This window comes from Geothrix terrae, assembly GCF_022808775.1.
Taxonomy (GTDB): Bacteria; Acidobacteriota; Holophagae; order Holophagales; family Holophagaceae; genus Geothrix; species Geothrix terrae.
The window spans coordinates 96,434-114,230 of sequence record NZ_JAKZLA010000009.1 but is presented as its reverse complement, the minus strand read 5'-3'; the positions used below and the strand labels follow the sequence as shown (position 1 = coordinate 114,230).

The window sequence follows — 17,797 nt, the reverse complement described above, 5'->3', positions numbered from 1 at the left end:
GGCACGCCGAGATTCCTTACAAGCTGGATCCGAGACAAGGGGTGAGGAATCAACCCGCTTTGACGGGGCTGCTGGACCTCATACCACCCCACACTGAATCCGATCGCACCCCATCCCGCTCCATGCTTCGGGATTGACGCGAAGTGGTTCCTTCCTTGATCGAAGGTTCAAATTCTCTTCATGAATCGAAGGGTGAAGGGATCCTTGCTGCATGAGGCCTATGGGGCCTCGGGCCCTTCGGAACTCGTACGGGAACATGATCACTAGGGAGGTTGGGGAAGGACTTCCCATACGGCTCGTTCTACCCAGCCCGCTGTGCCTCCACTGCCTGGGTGAGCCGGAGGCATCGACGCCCTTCCTGGGCTGAAACACGGCATCTCTCACGCCGAGACACAATGACTCGCTTTGGCCGAGCCAACTGACGACATGAAGTCGCGAGACTCCATGTCGTCTCGTGGCGACGATGTCGTCTTCGGAGCAGAGGCAGGATCTGTTGATACAAATATTAATATAAAAAGAGTTAAAAAATTTGAACAAACTGGCATCAAGTGTGCGCATAGGGCTCCGTGAATGGAGGTTCTGTGTGCTGAGAATCCATGTTGAATCTGAACAAGAAACTGTGCGGCTGCGCCTAGAAGGGAAGGTCATCCATCCATGGGTGGACGAACTCTTCAGGGTGTGGATGGATGCCTCCCCCCGAATTCCCGGTCACTGGGAAGTAGTCGTGGACTTATCGGAGGTTTCTTTTGTGGATGCCCGTGGCAAAGCCATGCTCGCGGCCATGCGCCGAGCCGGGTGTTTGCTGCAAGGTCCAACTCCATTCATCGAAGCCGTCATTGAGGAAGTCGAATCCCTTTCCAAGGACTGACCTTTTCCCATTTCAGGAGAATTCCATGCAACGCAAACTTCTCATCCTATCTCCTCTGTGCCTGATCCTTGCCTGCGGGAGCCACCGGGAGGCCGTCGAGACCGCCAAGGTCAATATCTCGGTGGCACAGCCCACCCGTGTCCAGGAACTGGAACGCGTTGGCGTCAGCGGCACCCTGACGCCCCAGGGTGGATCCTCCATGGTGGCCTTTCAGGTGCCGGGCCGGGCGGTTCAGGTCCTTCTGAGGGAAGGCGAGCCAGTGCGGAAGGGACAGCTCCTGGCCGTCCTAGATGCCGAGAACCTCGCCCATGCAGTGGAAGCAGCCCGTGCCCAGGTGGCGGCTGCAAGGGCGGGAGCGGACCAGGCAGACCAGGAATTCCGCCGCATGAAGCAGCTGTTCGACACTCAGAGCCTAGCGCCCAATGATTTCGCAAAGTTTACTGCGGCCCGGGACGCCTCCCGCGAGCAGCTTCAGCAGGCGATCGCTGGGGAAGGCGTGGCTCGCAAGAACCTGGCCGAAGCCAGACTGGTGGCACCCATCAACGGTTTCATCGCGCGGCGGATGGTGGAGCCGGGCGTCATGGTGGGCGCAGGCCAGCCCGTCTTCGAAATCGCGCAGCTGGATCCCATTGAGGTGAACGTCGGAATCCCAGAAACCGACGTAAGGCTCGTGAAGGTGGGGCAGTCCGCCTCGGTCACGATTCCCGCTTTACCCGGCCGCCTCTTCCAGGGCCGCGTGCGGGTGGTGAACATTTCAGCCGATCCGGCGACGCGCACCTACATGGCTCGCGTCAGCGTCCCCAATCCGCAACGTGAGCTCAAGGTGGGCATGGTTGCCGAGGTCTCCATCACCGGATCGCAGCATTTGGACATGCTAACCCTGCCCTCCGAAGCCATCGTTCGGGATCCCCAAGGCGCCACCCAGGTATTTCAGTTCTTCCCCGATCAGCAGCGAGTCTACTCAAAGCGAGTGGAAGTGGGGGCGGTGTACGGGCGCAGCATCCAGATTCGATCCGGCCTTACAGGGAACGAATCCATCGTGGTGGCCGGCCAGAACACCCTGCGTAACGGCATGAGCGCCGAACCCGTCCAGGGGGGTAAGTAGCCATGAACAAAGCCATCAAAGCCTTCCTACGCTACCCGACCATCACGGCCATTCTCGTCATCATGGCCGTGGCGCTGGGGATTCACGCCCTGATGGGCATGCCTCGTACCGAGGACCCGAGCATCACCATCCGGACCGGTATCGTCGCCGCCATGTATCCTGGTGCCACCACGGAACAGGTGGAGAAGCAGGTCACCAAGACTCTGGAATCGCACATCTTCAAGTTCCAGGAAGTGCGTAAGGAGAAGACCTACTCCACCAGCCGACCTGGCCTCGCGATCATCAACGTGGAGCTGGAGAAGAATGTCAAGACTCCGGATGTGTTCTGGGCGAAGCTGCGCCACGAGATGAACCTGGTGAAGGCCACAGAATTGCCGGGCGAGGTGATGGGACCGGTGGTGGATTCGGATTTCGGAGACACCGTGGCCATGCTCATCTGCGTGAGCGGCGAACGCTACGGCTACCGTGAGCTGCGCGATTACGTGGACACGATCCAGGATGCCCTTCGCACCGTGCCCGAGGTCGGTAAGATCGCGGTCTACGGCCGGCAGAACGAACAGATCTGGGTGACCAGCAGCCTCGAGCGCATGAGCCAGTACTTCACGGATCCCCGGCAAATCGTGGGAGCGCTGAATCAGAGAAACGAGATTCAGGCCGCCGGGAACGCCCGCACGGACAACGGCCAGATCCCCCTCCACACGACGGGGTCCTTCAACACGGAAGAACAGATCAAGAAGGTGATGGTCGGCATGTCCCCGACCGGGCAGCCAATCTACATCGGGGACTTCGCCAGTGTGGAGCGTCGGTACCAGGATCCGGAATTCATGGTCCGCTACGACGGCAAGCCCGCCCTGATGATCTCCGTGGAGATGCAGAAAGGGCACAACATCGTCGAGATGGGCGACAAGGTGACCGAGGTGCTCAACCACCGGGTCAAACCTATGCTCCCGCCCGATCTCCACATGGACTACATCGCGAACCAGCCGCAAGTCGTGGAAGAGCGGATGACCCACATGGGCCGTGAGTTCCTCATCGCTATCGGGTGCGTCATCGTCGTGACGGTCCTCCTGCTGCCGTTCCGGGTCTCGCTCATCGCGGCACTGGCCATCCCAACGACCATGTTGACGACCATCGCCGTCATGAACGTCTTCGGGATCCAACTCCACCAGGTCTCCATCGCAGCCCTGATCGTGGTGCTCGGCATCGTCGTGGACGACGCCATCGTCATCGCCGACAACTACGTGGAGCTACTGGATCACAAGGTCCCGCGACCCGAAGCTGCCTGGCGGTCTGCCACGGAAGTGCTCGTGCCGGTGCTGGCGGCGACCCTCACGATCATCGCCTCCTTCCTGCCCCTGATCATCATCTCAGGCAGTGCCGGTGAGTTCATCCTGGCCCTCCCCATCACCGTGGCGGTAGCCCTCTCCGTCTCCTTCCTCGTGGCGGTCTTTGTCACCCCCCTCCTCTGCAGGACCTTCATCCATAAAGGTTTGCACGACCACGACGCGGAGCCCACGGATCACGTCAAGAAGTTCAATGCCCTGGATCTCCTCCAGGTCGCCTACAAGAAGGCCATTACGTACTTCATGTCCAAGCCCATGCTCGCGGTCGGCCTGGGCGTGGCAGGAATTGTCCTGGGTGCCTTCCTATTCCGGTTTGTCCCCCAGGAATTCTTCCCCAACGCCGAACGCAACCAGTTCGTCGTTGACCTCTGGATGCCCCAGGGAACACGCATCGAGGCCACGGACGCCACCATGAAGCGCATCGAGGGCGAACTCCTCCGCGACAAGCGGGTGACTCACCTTGCCGGCTTCGTGGGGCAGAGCTCCCCCCGCTTCTACTACAACGTGAACCCACAGCAGCCCGATCCTGCCTACGGCCAGTTCATCGTGAACACGGTGGACGTGAAGGCCACCACGGCGCTCGTGGAGGAGCTCCGGTCACGCCTGGCACGTCTGGCGCCCGAGGGCATGGTCCTGGTTCAGGAACTCCAGCAGGGAGCTGTGATGGAGGCGCCCATCGAGTTCCGGATCTCCGGGGATGACGAGGCGAAGCTGAAAGCCATCGGTGAGCAGATCGGGGACATCCTCCAGAAAGACCCCCGGGCCCAGTTCCTCCACACCGACTACCGGAACGACTCCCCCATGATCAATGTGGACCTTAATACGGAGCTGGCCAACCGCCTGGGCATCACCCACATGGGCGTGTCGAACCTCCTCTATGGCGCCTTCGATGGTGCACCCGTCAGCACGTTCTGGGAGGGCGACCGGGCGGTGAACCTCGTCCTGAGGGTCGACCCTGCCCACCGTGCCACCTTCGATGATGTGCGAAACACGTACGTCGGTTCTTCCATCACCAACGGGAAGGTACCCCTGCGGGCCATCGCGGATCTTGCTCCCACCTGGCAGACCAGCCGTCTCGTGCGCAGGAACGGCGTGCGCACCCTGACCGTCCGCTGCCTCCAGGCACCGAGGACCTATGCCTCTTCCATCCTCAAGGACGCTCTGCCGAAGGTGAAGGCTCTGAAGCTTCCTCCCGGGTACCGGCTCGAACTGGGCGGCGAATTTGCCAACCAGGAAGAAACACAGCCCGAGATGGTTGTGGCCCTTGGCATCAGTCTCCTGGCCATCTTCTTCATCCTCATGATCCAGTTCCGGAACCTGGTCGAACCCCTGGTCGTCATGGCTTCCATTCCACTTTCGCTCTTTGGTGTGGTCGTGGGCCTCCTCATAACCCGCAATTCCTTCGGTTTCACGGCTTTCATGGGCATGATCAGCCTCTGCGGCATCGTGGTCCGGAACGCCATCATCCTTATCGACTACATCAAGGAGAAGCTGCGCGAGGGTATCCCCCTTGTGGAGGCCGCCACCCTCGCCGGTGAGCGTCGACTGCGACCCATCTTCCTCACCACCATGGCTGCGGCCGTCGGCGTAACACCCATGGTTCTTTCGGGCTCGAAGATGTGGAGCCCTCTGGCCAGCGTCCTCGCGGTCGGTCTGATCTTCTCGATGTTCTTCACGCTTCTGGTGGTCCCCGTCATCTACGTGCTCGTGTTCCGATCCAAAGAGAGCTCATCCACTGGAAGTCGGGTGGTTTCGGTCGTCCCGATGTTCATCCTGGCCTTGGTCCTGGCGTCCCCGCTCAGTGCGGGGGGGTCGGAACCGAAGCACCTGACTCTCGAGCAGGCTGTGGCCAGCGCCCTCGACCACAGTGCGGCAATCCGCATCGCCCGGGCCAAGGTCGATGAGGCAGCGGGGAAGAAACGCACGGCGCGAGCCGACTACTTCCCGCAACTCGCAATGGATGCCACGTGGTTGAAGCGCAACGATCAGCCATTCATGACCGTTCCAGCAGGCTCCCTCGGAACCGTGCCGGGCCTGGGGCCCTTCCCGACCCAGGATGCCAATCTGGGCCAGGGTAAGACGCATCTTTTCTATCAGAACATCACCTTGAGTCAGCCCCTCACCCAGCTTTTCAAGATCCACCATGGGAACGAGGTCGCCTCTGCCGAGGAGCGGGTGGCAACGGCCGAGCTGCGAAAGATGGAGACCGAGATCGCCTATCAGACACGCCAGGCTTACTACGGCCTTCTGATCGCTCAGGCCCAAATCACGGCTGCTCAGGCAGGCGTGGCTGCGGCCGAATCCCAGGATCTGGATGCCCAAGATGCCGTCAAAGCGGGGAATGCCCTGAAGGTGCAGCAAATCGGGAGTCGGGCAAAGCTCCTTCAGAACCGCTACAAGCTGAGTACCGCTCAGGCCACCGCCTCTGATCTCACGTCGGAACTCAACGACTTGATGGGTGAACCCCTTCAGACACGTCTGGACCTTGCCCCTGTCTCCACTGAAGCACGGCCGCTTCCAGCGCGTGAAGCGATGCTGGATCAGATCCGGAAGTCCAATCCCGATCTGGCAGTAGCCCAGGCCTCTCTCGAGAAGAGCCGCAGCGCCCTCAAGGCAGGCAAATCCGAATACATTCCGGAACTGGGTGCCTTCATCCGTCAGACCCACCAAGATGGACTCCCTTTCGTCCAAGCCAACTCCACCTCCTACGGGCTCTCCCTGAGTTGGACCATTTTTGACTGGGGCAAGCGATCCGGTGTGGTCCACCAGCGGGCTGCCCTTGCGAGCCAAGCCTCGAGCAACTACGACCGGGTGCGCAACCGTACTGAGATCGATCTCGATCGGCTGCTCCGTAAGGTGGAAACGGCGCGAATCCTGTCAGAGGCCGCTGAAGATGCGTATGCCATGAACGCAGAAAAGGCCCGCCTGGCTGAGAATCAGCACAAGTCCGGACTGATCCCAGTCTCAAAAAAGTTGGAAGCGGATGCCGAGGCCAATGTTTCCGAGGCCGAACTTCTCGCCGCTCGCCTGGGGCTTGATCTCACGCGCGCCGAGCTGGATCGACTGCTCGGAGGAGGCCTGAACCAATGACTGACTCCAGAGACAACCTGAACACGCCTGCGCCGATCACGAACTCGAGACTGATGCTATTGAAGGCCGCCATCCGCATCTTCGCCGAGAAGGGGTTCGAAGGCGCCTCCATCCGAGAGATCGCCGATGCGGCAGGAGTCAACAGCAGCCTCATCTCCTTCCACTTCGGAGGAAAGGCCGGTCTGCATGCCGCCTCACTTCACCTCGCCTCTCGGATGGCGATACACACCGCCAAGACATTGCCAATGCCGCCATTGCCAGTCGGCCCATTTGCGGGCAAGGCTGCGGTGCTTCGACAAGCGGTCACCGCACTTCGAGCCTACATTCGCGAATTCATCCGGATGAGCCTCCGCCAGAAGTCCAACCTGCCCCCCGACAAAGATCCTGAACTTGAACGAGCCATCCTGGTTCTCATCGCGAAATCCATGATCTACCCACCTGAAGAATCGATGAGCAGTTTGATGGAAGCGATTCAGCCACACATTGAGTATTTGAACCGCTGCCTTCGCGTTCTCAGATCCGACCTGGATCACGATGGCTTGGTGCGGATGGGCATGAGCATTCATGCACAGTTGATCTTCTTCCTCTGCCACCAGGACATCCTTGCCCGGCTTCTGAATGAGCCGCCCTGTGACGAGGACGACGTGCCGCGCCTGGTGACCCACTTCCTCAGGTTCAACCTGAATGGATTGAGAATCCCAGACTATTACCTCGAACCCGAGTCGCCATGAACCGGAAGCATCGGAATCCCCAATAGACGTTGTCTATGGATGGTCGGTGCCTTCGACAGACGGTCGCCATCAAGACCTAACAGGAATGCCTCTTTTCCCTTCCGATCCAGCGATCGGAATTAACCCCTCATCCCAATCTGGGATGTGTCATCACCAAGGAGTGAATCATGCGTAAAGTCCACCACCTGGCCCTCGGCCTGTCAGCGCTCGTGATCAGCGGCGCCTCCCTCTCTGCCCAGGATTTAAGCTTCGGCGGGCAGGTTTCTGCGGCCATCCCAGTGGGCCCTCTGTCCAGTAAGGATTGGCTGGACGGTAAGCCAGGAGCGGGCATCGGTGCCCACATGGTCATCGGTTTCCAGGGAGGCCATGCCATCGTGCCCCGGTTCGACTACACCTATTTCAAGAAGTCGGAGTCCGGGGTGGACCGCAAGGTCCAGACGTATCAGATCGGCGCGGACTACAACTACTTCCTCCGCGGGAAGGTGAACGAGGGGCCCTACCTTGGCGCCGGCCTCGGGTTCGGCTTGGCCAAATTCGAGCTCACCGGCCGCGGATATTCCTCCAGCGACACCCCGAAATCTGTCTACAGCGCTGTGGAGGGAGGCTGGATGTTCACCAAGAACCTGGGCGCCGAGCTGCGCTACACCTGGAGCCGGTACAAGCCCGAAGTGGCCGATTTCGCTCCTCGGGGTTACACCGGCAAGCCCACGGTAGATGCGCCTGCCATCAATGCGAGCTTCATCTTTCGATTCTGAACAGGATGTCTCTTAGGAACGCAGGCTGACCCATCAACTCGTTCCAAAGGCGTGATCTAGGCAGGGAGGGAGGCGATCACAGATCGTCTCCCTCCCCGCCGCCCCAACAGGGGCTTGTACCGAATTCCACGACCGATTCCTGATCTTCTGTCCAGCCGTGGATCTGCTCACTGTTGAGCCTGGGGGGATGTTTTAGCCTGACTCGATTCGGTTGGCCATCATACAGGGACTGCTCAAACGCCTTCTTAGAGAAATTATCAATCAAGACGGAATTCAAAAGTTGTTCTGAAGGAGGCGGTCCACCGCCATTCAGCGTATTTCGTCTGCTGCATTCGAACTCTTCGAGCCATCTCTACCAACAAGCAATTCGGAGGACAGCGCCTTTCATTCAGCAACAGGGCCCATTCGTCTTGAGTCACGGCATCTGATTGCGAGAAACGGAGCACCGCTCTGGCCTGAAAAGGATTGGCGAGAATTGGAGAATGCCACATGCGATCCAACCAGGCATCATCAGCCACTTGGGTGAAAAGACTCGGTTTTCACTTGGCACTCATGTCGGGAAGTCTCATCCCTCTCTGTGCCCAGCAGCCGATGGAAATGGGCCCCTCCCCGACGAGAGAGATGTTCCCTCTTTTCTTGCTCCCAATGGTCTACCAACCGGTGGACCCCACTCCCGTAGGGCGGGGACGCTGGCGGATCTCTCTGGATCACATGCAGGCGAACACGTTTGAATTCTCAGACATCCTGAAGGACCAGGCGCCGCGTGATGCTCAGGGTCGGCTTGCGATTACCCGAGAATTCGTGCTCGCGCATGCCTCAGAGTACGCCTCGATCCCCCTCGTTTTCTTCTTCGATGAGGAGACTGCCCGGACCTCACTTCGGGTTCGTTATGGCCTCACGGACCAGACCGAGGTTTGGGCCGAGCTTCCTTTCCAGAGCCAAGGGGGTGGTTTCCTGGATGGTGTTATCGAGGATTTTCATAAGCTTGGATTTGAGCAGTTCGGGCGAGATCTGGTGAAGCAAAACCAAGTGACGCTCATGGTGATGACCCATGGCCATTTGGTTTTCTATAGTGATCAACACATCCGGGGGAAGACGGAGGATCCGACGATTGGGCTGCTCCACCGATTGTCAGAAGGGCCAACCTGGACCTTGTCCACCTATCTGTCAATCAAGCCGCCCTTGACCACAACCTATGATGTCTTTCGCTCCGGCTGGGATCAGTCTCTTGGGCTCACAGGTAGGTGGCAGCCCAGCCTGCAACACGTCTTCTACGGCGGATTCGGATTCATTCATCGACCCGGTGGATCTGCTGCGTACAACACCATGGCATTTGGCAGTTTCCGCGACGCATGGGGCACCCATGTCGCTTGGGAATACCGTCGATGGCACAAGGTTCGCCCCTTCCTCCAACTCTATCTTCAGAGTGGCTTCCTCCCGAAACAGCCCTATCAGAAGTTGGACCGGCCCAGCCTTCAGCACGATCTGGGATTTCACTGGCAGATCAAGAAGGACTTGGTTTTCACATTCCGGTATCTCAATAACATCACCCACAACGAGAACACGGCCGACATGGGGTTTGGGGCAAGCCTCACGGCCTCCTTCTGATCTGGAATTGACTGGGAATCTGGCTACCTCCAGAGGGCCGAATCATGAATTCCGTGGAACAGCAGAAGACCTGTACGCCCTTGGGGCGGGCCTTCTGCTTTCCCGTTCTACTTCCATAGATCTCCGGCGAGAGCCACGCATTCTTGTGTTTAGATCTAGGCATTTTTGCCGCCTCGCCAGGAGGGCAACGCCCGAGGGCTTATCCCTCCAAGGACTTGGTGCTGGAAGCCTACTTGGTTTCCACAGCGAGTGCGGATTAGCGCCTCGCGCAGATACCCCGGCCTCCAAGGATCCAGCCGGAATGACTCAGTCGTCCGAGCTCGCTGGTCCAGTGCGGATATCAAGCAGGTATCTGCTGGCCGGTGAAGCATTCGTCAAGCCACGGGTGGTTTGGCTGCCTACGATTACACCGTTCCACCCTTGCCCACGAGCACCTAGTTCTCGGTGTGCAGGTACCTGGTGGAATGGTCCGGCATTCTATCTGAAGCCAGCTGAGAATTCTTTTCGCCTAGGCGAACAAGCAAAACATAGGTCATCTGAAATCATCTGATTGCACAGCCCCATCGTGGGGATGTTGCATCGGAGATCATCATCATGGTGGGCAAGGCATCAACGCTCGTAACTGGGCTGGACCCGTGTAGGGCATCAAGTTGTGGGAATACGACTCTTCAAGTGGTTATGCGGCCGTTGGGGGAGATCAGTCCCGACCCACGCAACCCTCGGAAGCACTCCCCACGGCAGATCACGAAGATCGCTCGGAGCATCGAGACGTGGGGGTTCAATGTTCCGATTCTGGTCGACCGGAATGGTCAGATCGTGGCTGGACATGGGCGCCTTCAGGCGGCACAAAAACTCGGGTGGGAGGCGGTGCCGACCATCATGCTGGAGCACCTGACCGAGAACCAGGCCAAGGCCTACCGCATCGCAGACAACCGTCTGACGGAGATCTCGGAGTGGGACGACCAGCTCCTGGCGGAGCAGTTGAAGGAACTCTCGCTGGTCGACCTGGACTTCAGCCTTGAGGTCACCGGCTTCGAGATGGGGGAGATCGACGTTCGGATCGAAAGCCTCGACCTTCGGGAGCCCGGGGAGGACAAGCCGGACCCCGCCGACGAGGTTCCTGGGATCTCCGCAGAGGCCCCGGTCAGTCGTCCGGGTGACCTCTGGCTCCTGGGCCGTCACCGGGTGCTCTGTGGGAATGCCCTTGAGGTGGGGGATCTGACCAAGCTGATGGATGGGCGGAAGGCGGCAGCCGTGTTCACGGATCCGCCCTATAACGTGCCCATCGATGGACATTGCACCGGCCTCGGCTCCGTGAGGCACCGCGAATTCGCCATGGCCGCCGGAGAAATGAGCGTGGCCGAGTTCACGGCCTTCCTGAAGACCGCCATGGAACGCCTCGTAGCTTGCAGCGAGGACGGGGCCCTGCACTACGTCTGCATGGACTGGCGCCACCTGCCGGAGGTCCTCGACGCCGGCCACCAGGTTTACACCGAACTCAAGAACCTCTGTGTCTGGGCCAAGGACAACGCCGGCATGGGCTCCTTCTACCGCAGCCAGCACGAGCTGGTGCTGGTGTTCAAGCATGGGAAGGCTCCTCACCAGAACCACGTGCAACTGGGTCAGCATGGCCGCTACCGCAGCAACGTCTGGCGGTATCCGGGCGTGAACTCGTTTGGTCGGGCTACCGAGGAGGGCAACCTTCTGGCGCTGCATCCCACGGTGAAGCCGGTGGCGCTAGTCGCGGACGCCATTCTGGACAGCTCCAGGAGGGGCGAGATCATCTTGGACACCTTTCTCGGCAGCGGCACCACCCTCATGGCGGCGGAAAGGGTAGGGCGGGCCTGCTTCGGCATGGAGCTGGACGCCCTCTACGTGGACACAATCATTCGGCGTTGGCAGAAGCTGACGGGAGATTCCGCGGTGCTCGCGGAGGGCGGGGCGGGTTTCGAGCAGGTGCAGGCGGAGCGCCAGGCGACCGACCTGAAGGAGGTGGTCAATGGCTGAGGAGAAGGATTACCAGGTGGGCTACGGCCGGCCTCCGAAGGTCACCCAGTTCCAGAAGGGTCAGTCCGGGAACCCCAAGGGCCGGCCGAAGGGCAGCCTGAACGCAGCCACCCTCATGCAGGAGCTCATGGCCGAGCGGATTTCGGTGGTTGAGAAGGGCGGCCAGAAGAAGGTGATGCCCATGATGGAGGTGGTCCTGCGCCGACTGGTGAACAAGGCGGCCTCTGGAGATCTCAAAGCCGCACCTCTGGTGCTCAGAATTGCCGAGCAAGGACTGGCAGACCTCGGGGAGGAAACCCCCAGCACGGAGCGGGACCAGGCCCACCTCCAAGGGATCCTGCTGAGAATGCGCACCGAGCTGGCCAAGGGTGATTCTGGTCCCAAGGGGGCCGAATGACGGGGATGGCCAACAAACACCGGGCAGCGATGGCAGCCGGCGGCAATCCGTTCACCAAGGACGAATTCAACGCCTTGCTGCGTCAGGACCTTTATGCGTTCACGGTCCAGTGCTTCCGAGAGCTCGAGAAAAAAACAGAATTCCTGCCCAATTGGCATCAGGTGCTCATCACGAACAAACTCGAAGCCTGCATGAGGGGTGAATGCCGGCGGCTCATCATCAACCTGCCTCCACGGCATTTCAAAAGCTTGTTCGCCTCCATCGCCCTCCCCGCGTTCTGGTTGGGGACGGATCCTTCCGCCAAGATCGTCTGCGCCAGCTACACGCAGGACCTGGCGAACAAGCTGGCCCGGAGCTGCCGGCAGGTGATGGGGGCGCCATGGTATCGCCAGGCCTTCCCCCTGACCCGAATGTCGGCCAAGCGGGACGCTGTGGGCGAGTTCCTGACCACCGAAGGGGGCTATCGTCTATCGCTCGGGGTTGAGGGTGGCCTGATGGGCCGGGGCGGGGACATCATCATCGTGGACGATCCCTTGGACCCGAACATGGCCGCGTCAGATGTTCAGCGCGCCAACGTGAATGACTGGTTTGATCGGACTCTGTACTCGCGCCTCGACAGCCAAAAGACCGGCGTAATCATCATCGTCATGCAGCGGCTCCACATGGATGACCTCGTGGGGCACGTGCTGGAAAAGGACGATTGGGAGGTGCTCTCCCTGCCGGCCATCGCCGAGGAGGAGGAGCGTCATAAGATCCGAACCTTAGGCGAGGTGATGACCGTGGTGCGTCGCCCAGGGGACCTCCTGCATGAAGCTCACCTGGACCGGGAGGCCCTGGACCGCCTCCGGAAGAATCAGGGCGAGTACGCTTTCTCAGCCCAGTACCAGCAGAACCCGGTCCCTTTGGGCGGGGCGATGGTGAAGGCTGCGTGGTGGCGGTTCTACGAGCGTCGGCCCGAATCCTTCAACCAGGTGATTCAGAGCTGGGACACCGCCTGCAAGAGCACCGAGTTCGCCGACTACAGCGTGTGCACGACCTGGGGCATGAAGGACCGGAAGCTCCACCTCCTGGACGTATTCCGGGAGAAGCTGGACTACCCCGACCTCAAGCGGGCCGTGAAGCTGCAGGCTGAAAAGCACAAGCCGGCCGTGATCCTGATCGAGGACAAGGCCTCAGGAACCGCGTTGCTCCAGGAACTGCCCAGGGAGGGCATGCGGGGCCTCAAGAGCTGCAAGCCGGAGGGAGACAAGGCCACGCGGCTCTACACCCACCTCACGTGGATCGAGGGCGGCAATGTGTTGCTGCCGGTGGAGGCGCCCTGGCTGGTGGAGTACCGTCGGGAGCTCGAATCCTTCCCACGTTCAAAACGCAAAGACCAGGTGGATTCGACCTCGCAAGTTCTGGCCTGGGCGCAGGCTAACCGGTGGGTGAGTAGTGACATGATCCGTGGGGCGGGAACCCGCATTTCGCATTCAGCCGCAATGCATAGCTATGTCCACGGCTCCTTGAGCTATTTCGATCTGTGAGGAGACAGGGGGGGGCGGGTGGGCTCATATTTGGGGCCCACCTCCGGGGACCCGAGCACGCGGTGGCGGGTAGGGCAGGGTGGTCTCAGAGGCGGCCCCGGGCCTTGTGGCCAAGAAGGGGCCCAGCAAGAGGCTGAATGGCCCGGCGGTACCTGAGGGGGGCCTCAGGACCGTCGGGCCTTCACATTGGGGTAAGTCTCGAAGGTTGGTGTGCTGGGGGCCATGTCGCGGGCCCGTTAGAGCTTCGTCAACATGGCCTGGAGGTTTGGCCGGACCTCCTGGAGCCATTCCGCCCGGAGGGCGTTGCCCACCTCGACGTGGGGCTCGCCAGGCGAGCGGACTTCCTTCCAGGCGGTCTCGGCGACCTCGGAGGCCTCCTGGATGGCCTCCTCGCATAGGGCGTCAAGGTCGGCCTCGACGATGTCCCGGGGGAAGGCCGTGGCGAAGCCCCGGAGGGCCGAGGCAAGATCCTGGTTCAGGCGCTGACGTAGGGGGCGGGCCCGGGGGCCGGAGCTCAACGGGTCGCCGAGGGCGACGAGGAGATTGAGGCCCAGAAGGCCGCGAACCGCACAGGTCCAAGCAGCGCGTTCGGCTTGGTCGGCAGGGAGGCCAACCCAGGGTGTAGGTGTAGTGGAGGGTCGTCGGCCAGCCGCGCGTCGCTGTTCTTTGGCAAATGCTCCCGCCGCGTCCGCGCGGGCGCGTTGGTCGGGGTCCTTGAGGTCCGTATAGAGGCGACGGAGGAAGCCAGTCGCATCGTTAACCTGGGACACCCAGGTGGTCATCCGAGCGTGCATGAGGGTAATGGTGGGAGTGGTGCGTTGAAAAAGGTGAAAGACAATGCAAGCGGGGTCCGAGTCGAGTGAGGAGTTAGGCGCCGGAGATATGGATGGGCCCAACCTGACAGCCGCTTGGACGAGTTTCATTCCAGATCCTAAGCAGTTTGGCTTGAGAACGAGCGAACCACCATTGGACGAGGGCTTTCTCTCTACTCCCTATTTCCCCATTGAGGTGGTGCCCATCCGTTATTGAGAAAGTCGCGTTGGTATTGCCTTTTGAAACATGGAAGTGAGGTGGGGCGTGTTCTCGGGAGAAGATTTCAATGCGTAACCCGTTAACGCTATCAACCAGCTGCCTAATGCTGTAAACCTGATTCCCTTCTCCGACGCCATATCCGCCACTGAGAAGGATTTCGAGCACCATTGCCAGATCATCGAGCGATTCACTCAATTCTAAGCGTTGCTCGAAATAAGCTGAATTCATGGCGCCTAACGAGTGAAGCTAACCGGACCCGCCTGCACTGAGGCGCTGAATGGAACCGAGGAAGCGGAACGATGAGAGAGAGCGGAAGACAATGCAGGCGGGGTCCGAGTTGAACGCAAGGTTAGGCATCGCGGAACGGAATGCGATCTGGCATTTGCGGAGGGATGCTACCAAGGTAGATCTCAAGCGCGGCGAGGGCCTGAGACCATGCCTGCACTGCTGACTCCTCTGTTTCTGAATAATCGGTGTTGATTGTGATGGAGCATGAGAAGCCATTGGCCTTGGCGTCAATAAATGACGCAGGCATAAGCTCCCAGACGAATGCGACGCGAGTTAGAAATTCTAATTTTCTCAAATATCTATCAAAATGAAAAAACAGTTGGAAATAGTGCTGTGCATCAGCAACCATCGAAATGGAATCCCACGAGAATTCCACATATCCAGAATACCGAAAACCTCTCTCGTCTTGCACTATCCCGCTAACACAACCAACTGAAAACAGACCTGTGTGATTGGAATTTATTGCGCGAACGAGGCGATGCAGGGCTTCGTCGCGCTTCAACTCTGGGATCTCTCCGAGGAGTTGCTCGTTGCCCTTAAGGTATTTGAATCCATAGTTGGCATCCCCATCCTCCCGAATTTCACCCAAACCGCCATAGGGGATGCCTTTCCCCTTCTGTCCAATCTCTAGGGTATTGATGATGGTTTGCATATGTAAGATGCCTGGCGAATGAAGCTAACCGGCCCCGCCTGCACCGAGGCGCTGAACGGAGCCGAGGAAGCGTGAAGTTGAGAGAGAGCAGGGGGCAATGCAGGCGGGGTCCGAGTTGAGCTGAGGGTTAAGCCTTGCGCTGGCTATCAAGATTCATCTGGCAAAAGGCTAATGACGGGCCAGACATGGGATCAAGATGATCACTATGTTTCATAAGGAAGGCTAGAAGAGACTCAGCCTTCTTACGGTGGTAGGTGAAGATGAAATGAGGATTAATGTTGTCTCTGTATAACCCGAGCGCTTCGCAGTAGAGACTTGTTAAATAGTGAAGCCGAGCAATTGCAGTTCGAAATTCTGGTAAGGAAGCACAATCTGATTTTGCAAGACCCCATACGATGTCGCCGAACTCAACTGTAAGACCACTAGGTCTTGGCATAGGTAATTGACGCTGAAGCCAACGGTCAATTTCATCATCTGCTTTTGTGATGTGAGCGAGAAGGTCTCGCTTTAGGGTTTCGTGGTCTGCAGATGCAATTTGTTTGCTCTGCTGATTGATCGTATAGACAATAAGTAAAACACTTAAAAATGTTAGCAACGGCCCGACTACACCACCGAAGTAGGTTCCGAATAGCGCCCAGTACTGGCCATCAGATAAGGCCGGTTTCCCCAGATACTCAAATTTGAAAAACACTCCGATCACTGCGGCAATTAGCAGCAGACCTGTTAGGAGAAATGCAAGGATTCGAGTCATGGCGCCTAACGAATGAAGCTAACCGGACCCGCCTGCACCGGGGCGCTGAGCGGAGCCGAGGAAGCGGGAAGCTGAGAGAGAGGGAAGGCCATGCAGGCGGGGTCCGAGTTGAGCGGAGGGTTAGGCGCTTGGTCGGGACTTTGCACCAAGCAAGCGCTGAACATAGTCCGCAACAATTGATGAAGCGAGAATGCCCGAGCCAGACCAAGGGATGATGCAAACGAACTGCCACGCGGCATATTCATCAGAATGAGTAACACCCGACCAAACCGGCAGCCAATACAAACAATAGGAGATGAAAACTGGGACCCCGCAGAGGACGCCCCATCGAATACGAGGTGGCCTAATTCGCGAGGTGGCAAATGCAATCAATGCAGAGATGGCTGCAACGACGAAGATACCTTGGAAGAGAGACATCGATTCGATGAGTTTGGCCAGGTGCATTGGTAGCGCCTAACGGATGAAGCTAACCGGACCCGCCTGCACCGAGGCGCTGAGCGGAGCCGAGGAAGCGAGAAGCTGAGAGAGAGCGGAAGGCAGTGCAGGCGGGGTCCGAGTTGAGCTAGGGGTTAGGCTGACCAGGTTTGCCCTCATGGTTTTCGCTCGAATTGGTGGGAAAGTTCGAGGGAAGAGGCCAATTGGAAGGTGGTTGTTGGCCTGCCCTCGGTGGCCAAGATGTGAACCCCTTCAAGGTCAATCGAAATGACGAATGCACCAGTGGGAAATGAACACTCCCAAATATGCCCTTCTTCTGTTGGCCAATCCTCTTCGATGGTGAACCCCGGCACATGTGCCTGAAGGATTTTGATCAGATCTGGATTTACCTTTGTTTGCTCATCGAGAGCCAGAGCAAGACCTATTCCCTCGGTTCCAAATTTGCTCAGAACTGTGAAGTGGTTCATGGGGCGGCCTAACGAATGAAGCTAACCGGACCCGCCTGCACCGAGACAACGAGCGGAGCCGAGGAAGCAGGAAGATGAGAGAGAGCGGAAGACAATGCAGGCGGGGTCCGAGTTGAGCTAAGGGTTAGGCCGATGGTTGCTTTCGCCCGTGCTGCGAAACGAAAGTGAAGAGCCTGAAGAGGAGGAAGGTCCAAAGGATGTTATCAGCCACGATGGATGCCCAGAAAAACCCTTTGCGGCTACCAATCTGGAAGATTGGTAAACAGACAATCTCAATGAAAGTTATTAGCTTGGTTGGATTATGAACCCAACTGAGGAAAGCCCAGAAACCAATAGCATTAATGATGACTGCGCCGAAAAAGGCACAAGCAAGTCGTGACCAGTGGAATGAGGAGTTCATGCAAGTGGACCAATCACAGCGGCCTAACGAATGAAGCTAACCGGCCCCGCCTGCACCGAGGCGACGAGCGGAGCCGAGGAAGCGGGAAGGTGAGAGAGAGCGAAAGGCAATGCAGGCGGGGTCCGAGTTGAGCTAAGGGTTAGGCCGAAGAGTCAGCTTGGCGTGACCACGGCCCACCAACATATTGGCGATGTGCACGCCAACCTGGAGGTAGGTCGGCTACTTCAGCAATGGTTGGATCACGGGCGTACGCCTCTTCCATGGCTACCAGCATGGCGTCATCGTCGGCGGCAGTTGTGCCGCATGTGAATGCCCAATCTTCTTCATCCGAGAAGTGAGTGA

At 58.9% G+C, this 17,797-nt stretch carries 14 protein-coding genes; 9 read left to right on the top strand and 5 right to left on the bottom strand.

The features are described from left to right. Positions 1-583 precede the first annotated feature (583 nt). The 9 genes from MLE42_RS15305 (at position 584) to terL (ending at position 13,430) form a co-directional block, all read left to right on the top strand. Positions 584-868: an STAS domain-containing protein gene (locus MLE42_RS15305; protein ID WP_243288745.1), complete on the top strand. Its 285-nt coding sequence runs from the start codon at positions 584-586 to the stop codon at positions 866-868. A 25-nt stretch (positions 869-893) separates the two neighbouring features. Next, on the top strand, positions 894-1,973 hold the full coding sequence (locus MLE42_RS15300; RefSeq protein ID WP_243288744.1) for an efflux RND transporter periplasmic adaptor subunit: 1,080 nt from the start codon (positions 894-896) through the stop codon (positions 1,971-1,973). 2 nt (positions 1,974-1,975) lie between these two features. Continuing rightward, on the top strand, positions 1,976-6,406 hold the full coding sequence (locus MLE42_RS15295) for an efflux RND transporter permease subunit (protein WP_275975952.1): 4,431 nt from the start codon (positions 1,976-1,978) through the stop codon (positions 6,404-6,406). After that, positions 6,403-7,137 carry a TetR/AcrR family transcriptional regulator gene (locus tag MLE42_RS15290; RefSeq protein WP_243288743.1) on the top strand — a complete coding sequence of 245 codons (735 nt, stop codon included), beginning with the start codon at positions 6,403-6,405 and terminating at the stop codon, positions 7,135-7,137. Before MLE42_RS15295 ends, MLE42_RS15290 begins: the two co-directional genes overlap by 4 nt. A gap of 167 nt (positions 7,138-7,304) precedes the next feature. After that, positions 7,305-7,892: an outer membrane beta-barrel protein gene (locus tag MLE42_RS15285; RefSeq protein ID WP_243288742.1), complete on the top strand. Its 588-nt coding sequence runs from the start codon at positions 7,305-7,307 to the stop codon at positions 7,890-7,892. Between the two features lie 711 nt (positions 7,893-8,603). Next, a complete protein-coding gene (locus tag MLE42_RS15280; RefSeq protein WP_243288741.1) occupies positions 8,604-9,500 on the top strand; it encodes a DUF3187 family protein in 897 nt (298 codons plus the stop codon). Positions 9,501-10,178: 678 nt separating this feature from the next. Beyond that, positions 10,179-11,507 (top strand): site-specific DNA-methyltransferase, encoded by a 1,329-nt coding sequence (locus tag MLE42_RS15275; protein ID WP_243288740.1) that lies wholly within the window; start codon positions 10,179-10,181, stop codon positions 11,505-11,507. Next, the gene (locus MLE42_RS15270; protein ID WP_243288739.1) at positions 11,500-11,904 is read left to right on the top strand and encodes a DUF5681 domain-containing protein; all 405 of its coding nucleotides are present in this window, start codon (positions 11,500-11,502) and stop codon (positions 11,902-11,904) included. The genes MLE42_RS15275 and MLE42_RS15270 overlap by 8 nt, the downstream gene beginning before the upstream one ends. A gap of 5 nt (positions 11,905-11,909) precedes the next feature. Next, a complete protein-coding gene (terL, locus tag MLE42_RS15265) occupies positions 11,910-13,430 on the top strand; it encodes a phage terminase large subunit (protein WP_243288738.1) in 1,521 nt (506 codons plus the stop codon). Between the two features lie 236 nt (positions 13,431-13,666). Here the strand turns inward: terL and MLE42_RS15260 are convergent, their stop codons facing one another. The 5 genes from MLE42_RS15260 to MLE42_RS15245 form a co-directional block, all read right to left on the bottom strand. Then, positions 13,667-13,948, bottom strand: coding sequence for a hypothetical protein (locus tag MLE42_RS15260; protein WP_243288737.1), 282 nt, complete (start codon positions 13,946-13,948; stop codon positions 13,667-13,669). A gap of 349 nt (positions 13,949-14,297) precedes the next feature. Then, the gene (locus tag MLE42_RS16405; protein WP_420843105.1) at positions 14,298-14,630 is read right to left on the bottom strand and encodes a DUF4160 domain-containing protein; all 333 of its coding nucleotides are present in this window, start codon (positions 14,628-14,630) and stop codon (positions 14,298-14,300) included. Positions 14,631-14,811: 181 nt separating this feature from the next. Next, positions 14,812-15,402: a hypothetical protein gene (locus MLE42_RS15255; protein ID WP_243288736.1), complete on the bottom strand. Its 591-nt coding sequence runs from the start codon at positions 15,400-15,402 to the stop codon at positions 14,812-14,814. A gap of 127 nt (positions 15,403-15,529) precedes the next feature. Continuing rightward, on the bottom strand, positions 15,530-16,153 hold the full coding sequence (locus MLE42_RS15250; protein ID WP_243288735.1) for a hypothetical protein: 624 nt from the start codon (positions 16,151-16,153) through the stop codon (positions 15,530-15,532). Between the two features lie 590 nt (positions 16,154-16,743). After that, positions 16,744-17,055 (bottom strand): hypothetical protein, encoded by a 312-nt coding sequence (locus MLE42_RS15245; protein WP_243288734.1) that lies wholly within the window; start codon positions 17,053-17,055, stop codon positions 16,744-16,746. Between the last annotated feature and the right edge of the window lie 742 nt (positions 17,056-17,797).

Excerpts from the sequence above, each read along its gene's own strand:
- MLE42_RS15300 (WP_243288744.1), top strand. The coding sequence starts at position 894 with ATGCAACGCAAACTTCTCATCCTATCTCCTCTGTGCCTGATCCTTGCC.
- MLE42_RS15245 (WP_243288734.1), bottom strand. The coding sequence starts at position 17,055 with ATGAACCACTTCACAGTTCTGAGCAAATTTGGAACCGAGGGAATAGGT.
- terL (WP_243288738.1), top strand. The coding sequence starts at position 11,910 with ATGGCCAACAAACACCGGGCAGCGATGGCAGCCGGCGGCAATCCGTTC.
- MLE42_RS15255 (WP_243288736.1), bottom strand. The coding sequence starts at position 15,402 with ATGCAAACCATCATCAATACCCTAGAGATTGGACAGAAGGGGAAAGGC.
- MLE42_RS15280 (WP_243288741.1), top strand. The coding sequence starts at position 8,604 with ATGCAGGCGAACACGTTTGAATTCTCAGACATCCTGAAGGACCAGGCG.
- MLE42_RS15250 (WP_243288735.1), bottom strand. The coding sequence starts at position 16,153 with ATGACTCGAATCCTTGCATTTCTCCTAACAGGTCTGCTGCTAATTGCC.
- MLE42_RS16405 (WP_420843105.1), bottom strand. The coding sequence starts at position 14,630 with ATGGTGCTCGAAATCCTTCTCAGTGGCGGATATGGCGTCGGAGAAGGG.
- MLE42_RS15275 (WP_243288740.1), top strand. The coding sequence starts at position 10,179 with ATGCGGCCGTTGGGGGAGATCAGTCCCGACCCACGCAACCCTCGGAAG.
- MLE42_RS15270 (WP_243288739.1), top strand. The coding sequence starts at position 11,500 with ATGGCTGAGGAGAAGGATTACCAGGTGGGCTACGGCCGGCCTCCGAAG.
- MLE42_RS15295 (WP_275975952.1), top strand. The coding sequence starts at position 1,976 with ATGAACAAAGCCATCAAAGCCTTCCTACGCTACCCGACCATCACGGCC.
- MLE42_RS15285 (WP_243288742.1), top strand. The coding sequence starts at position 7,305 with ATGCGTAAAGTCCACCACCTGGCCCTCGGCCTGTCAGCGCTCGTGATC.
- MLE42_RS15290 (WP_243288743.1), top strand. The coding sequence starts at position 6,403 with ATGACTGACTCCAGAGACAACCTGAACACGCCTGCGCCGATCACGAAC.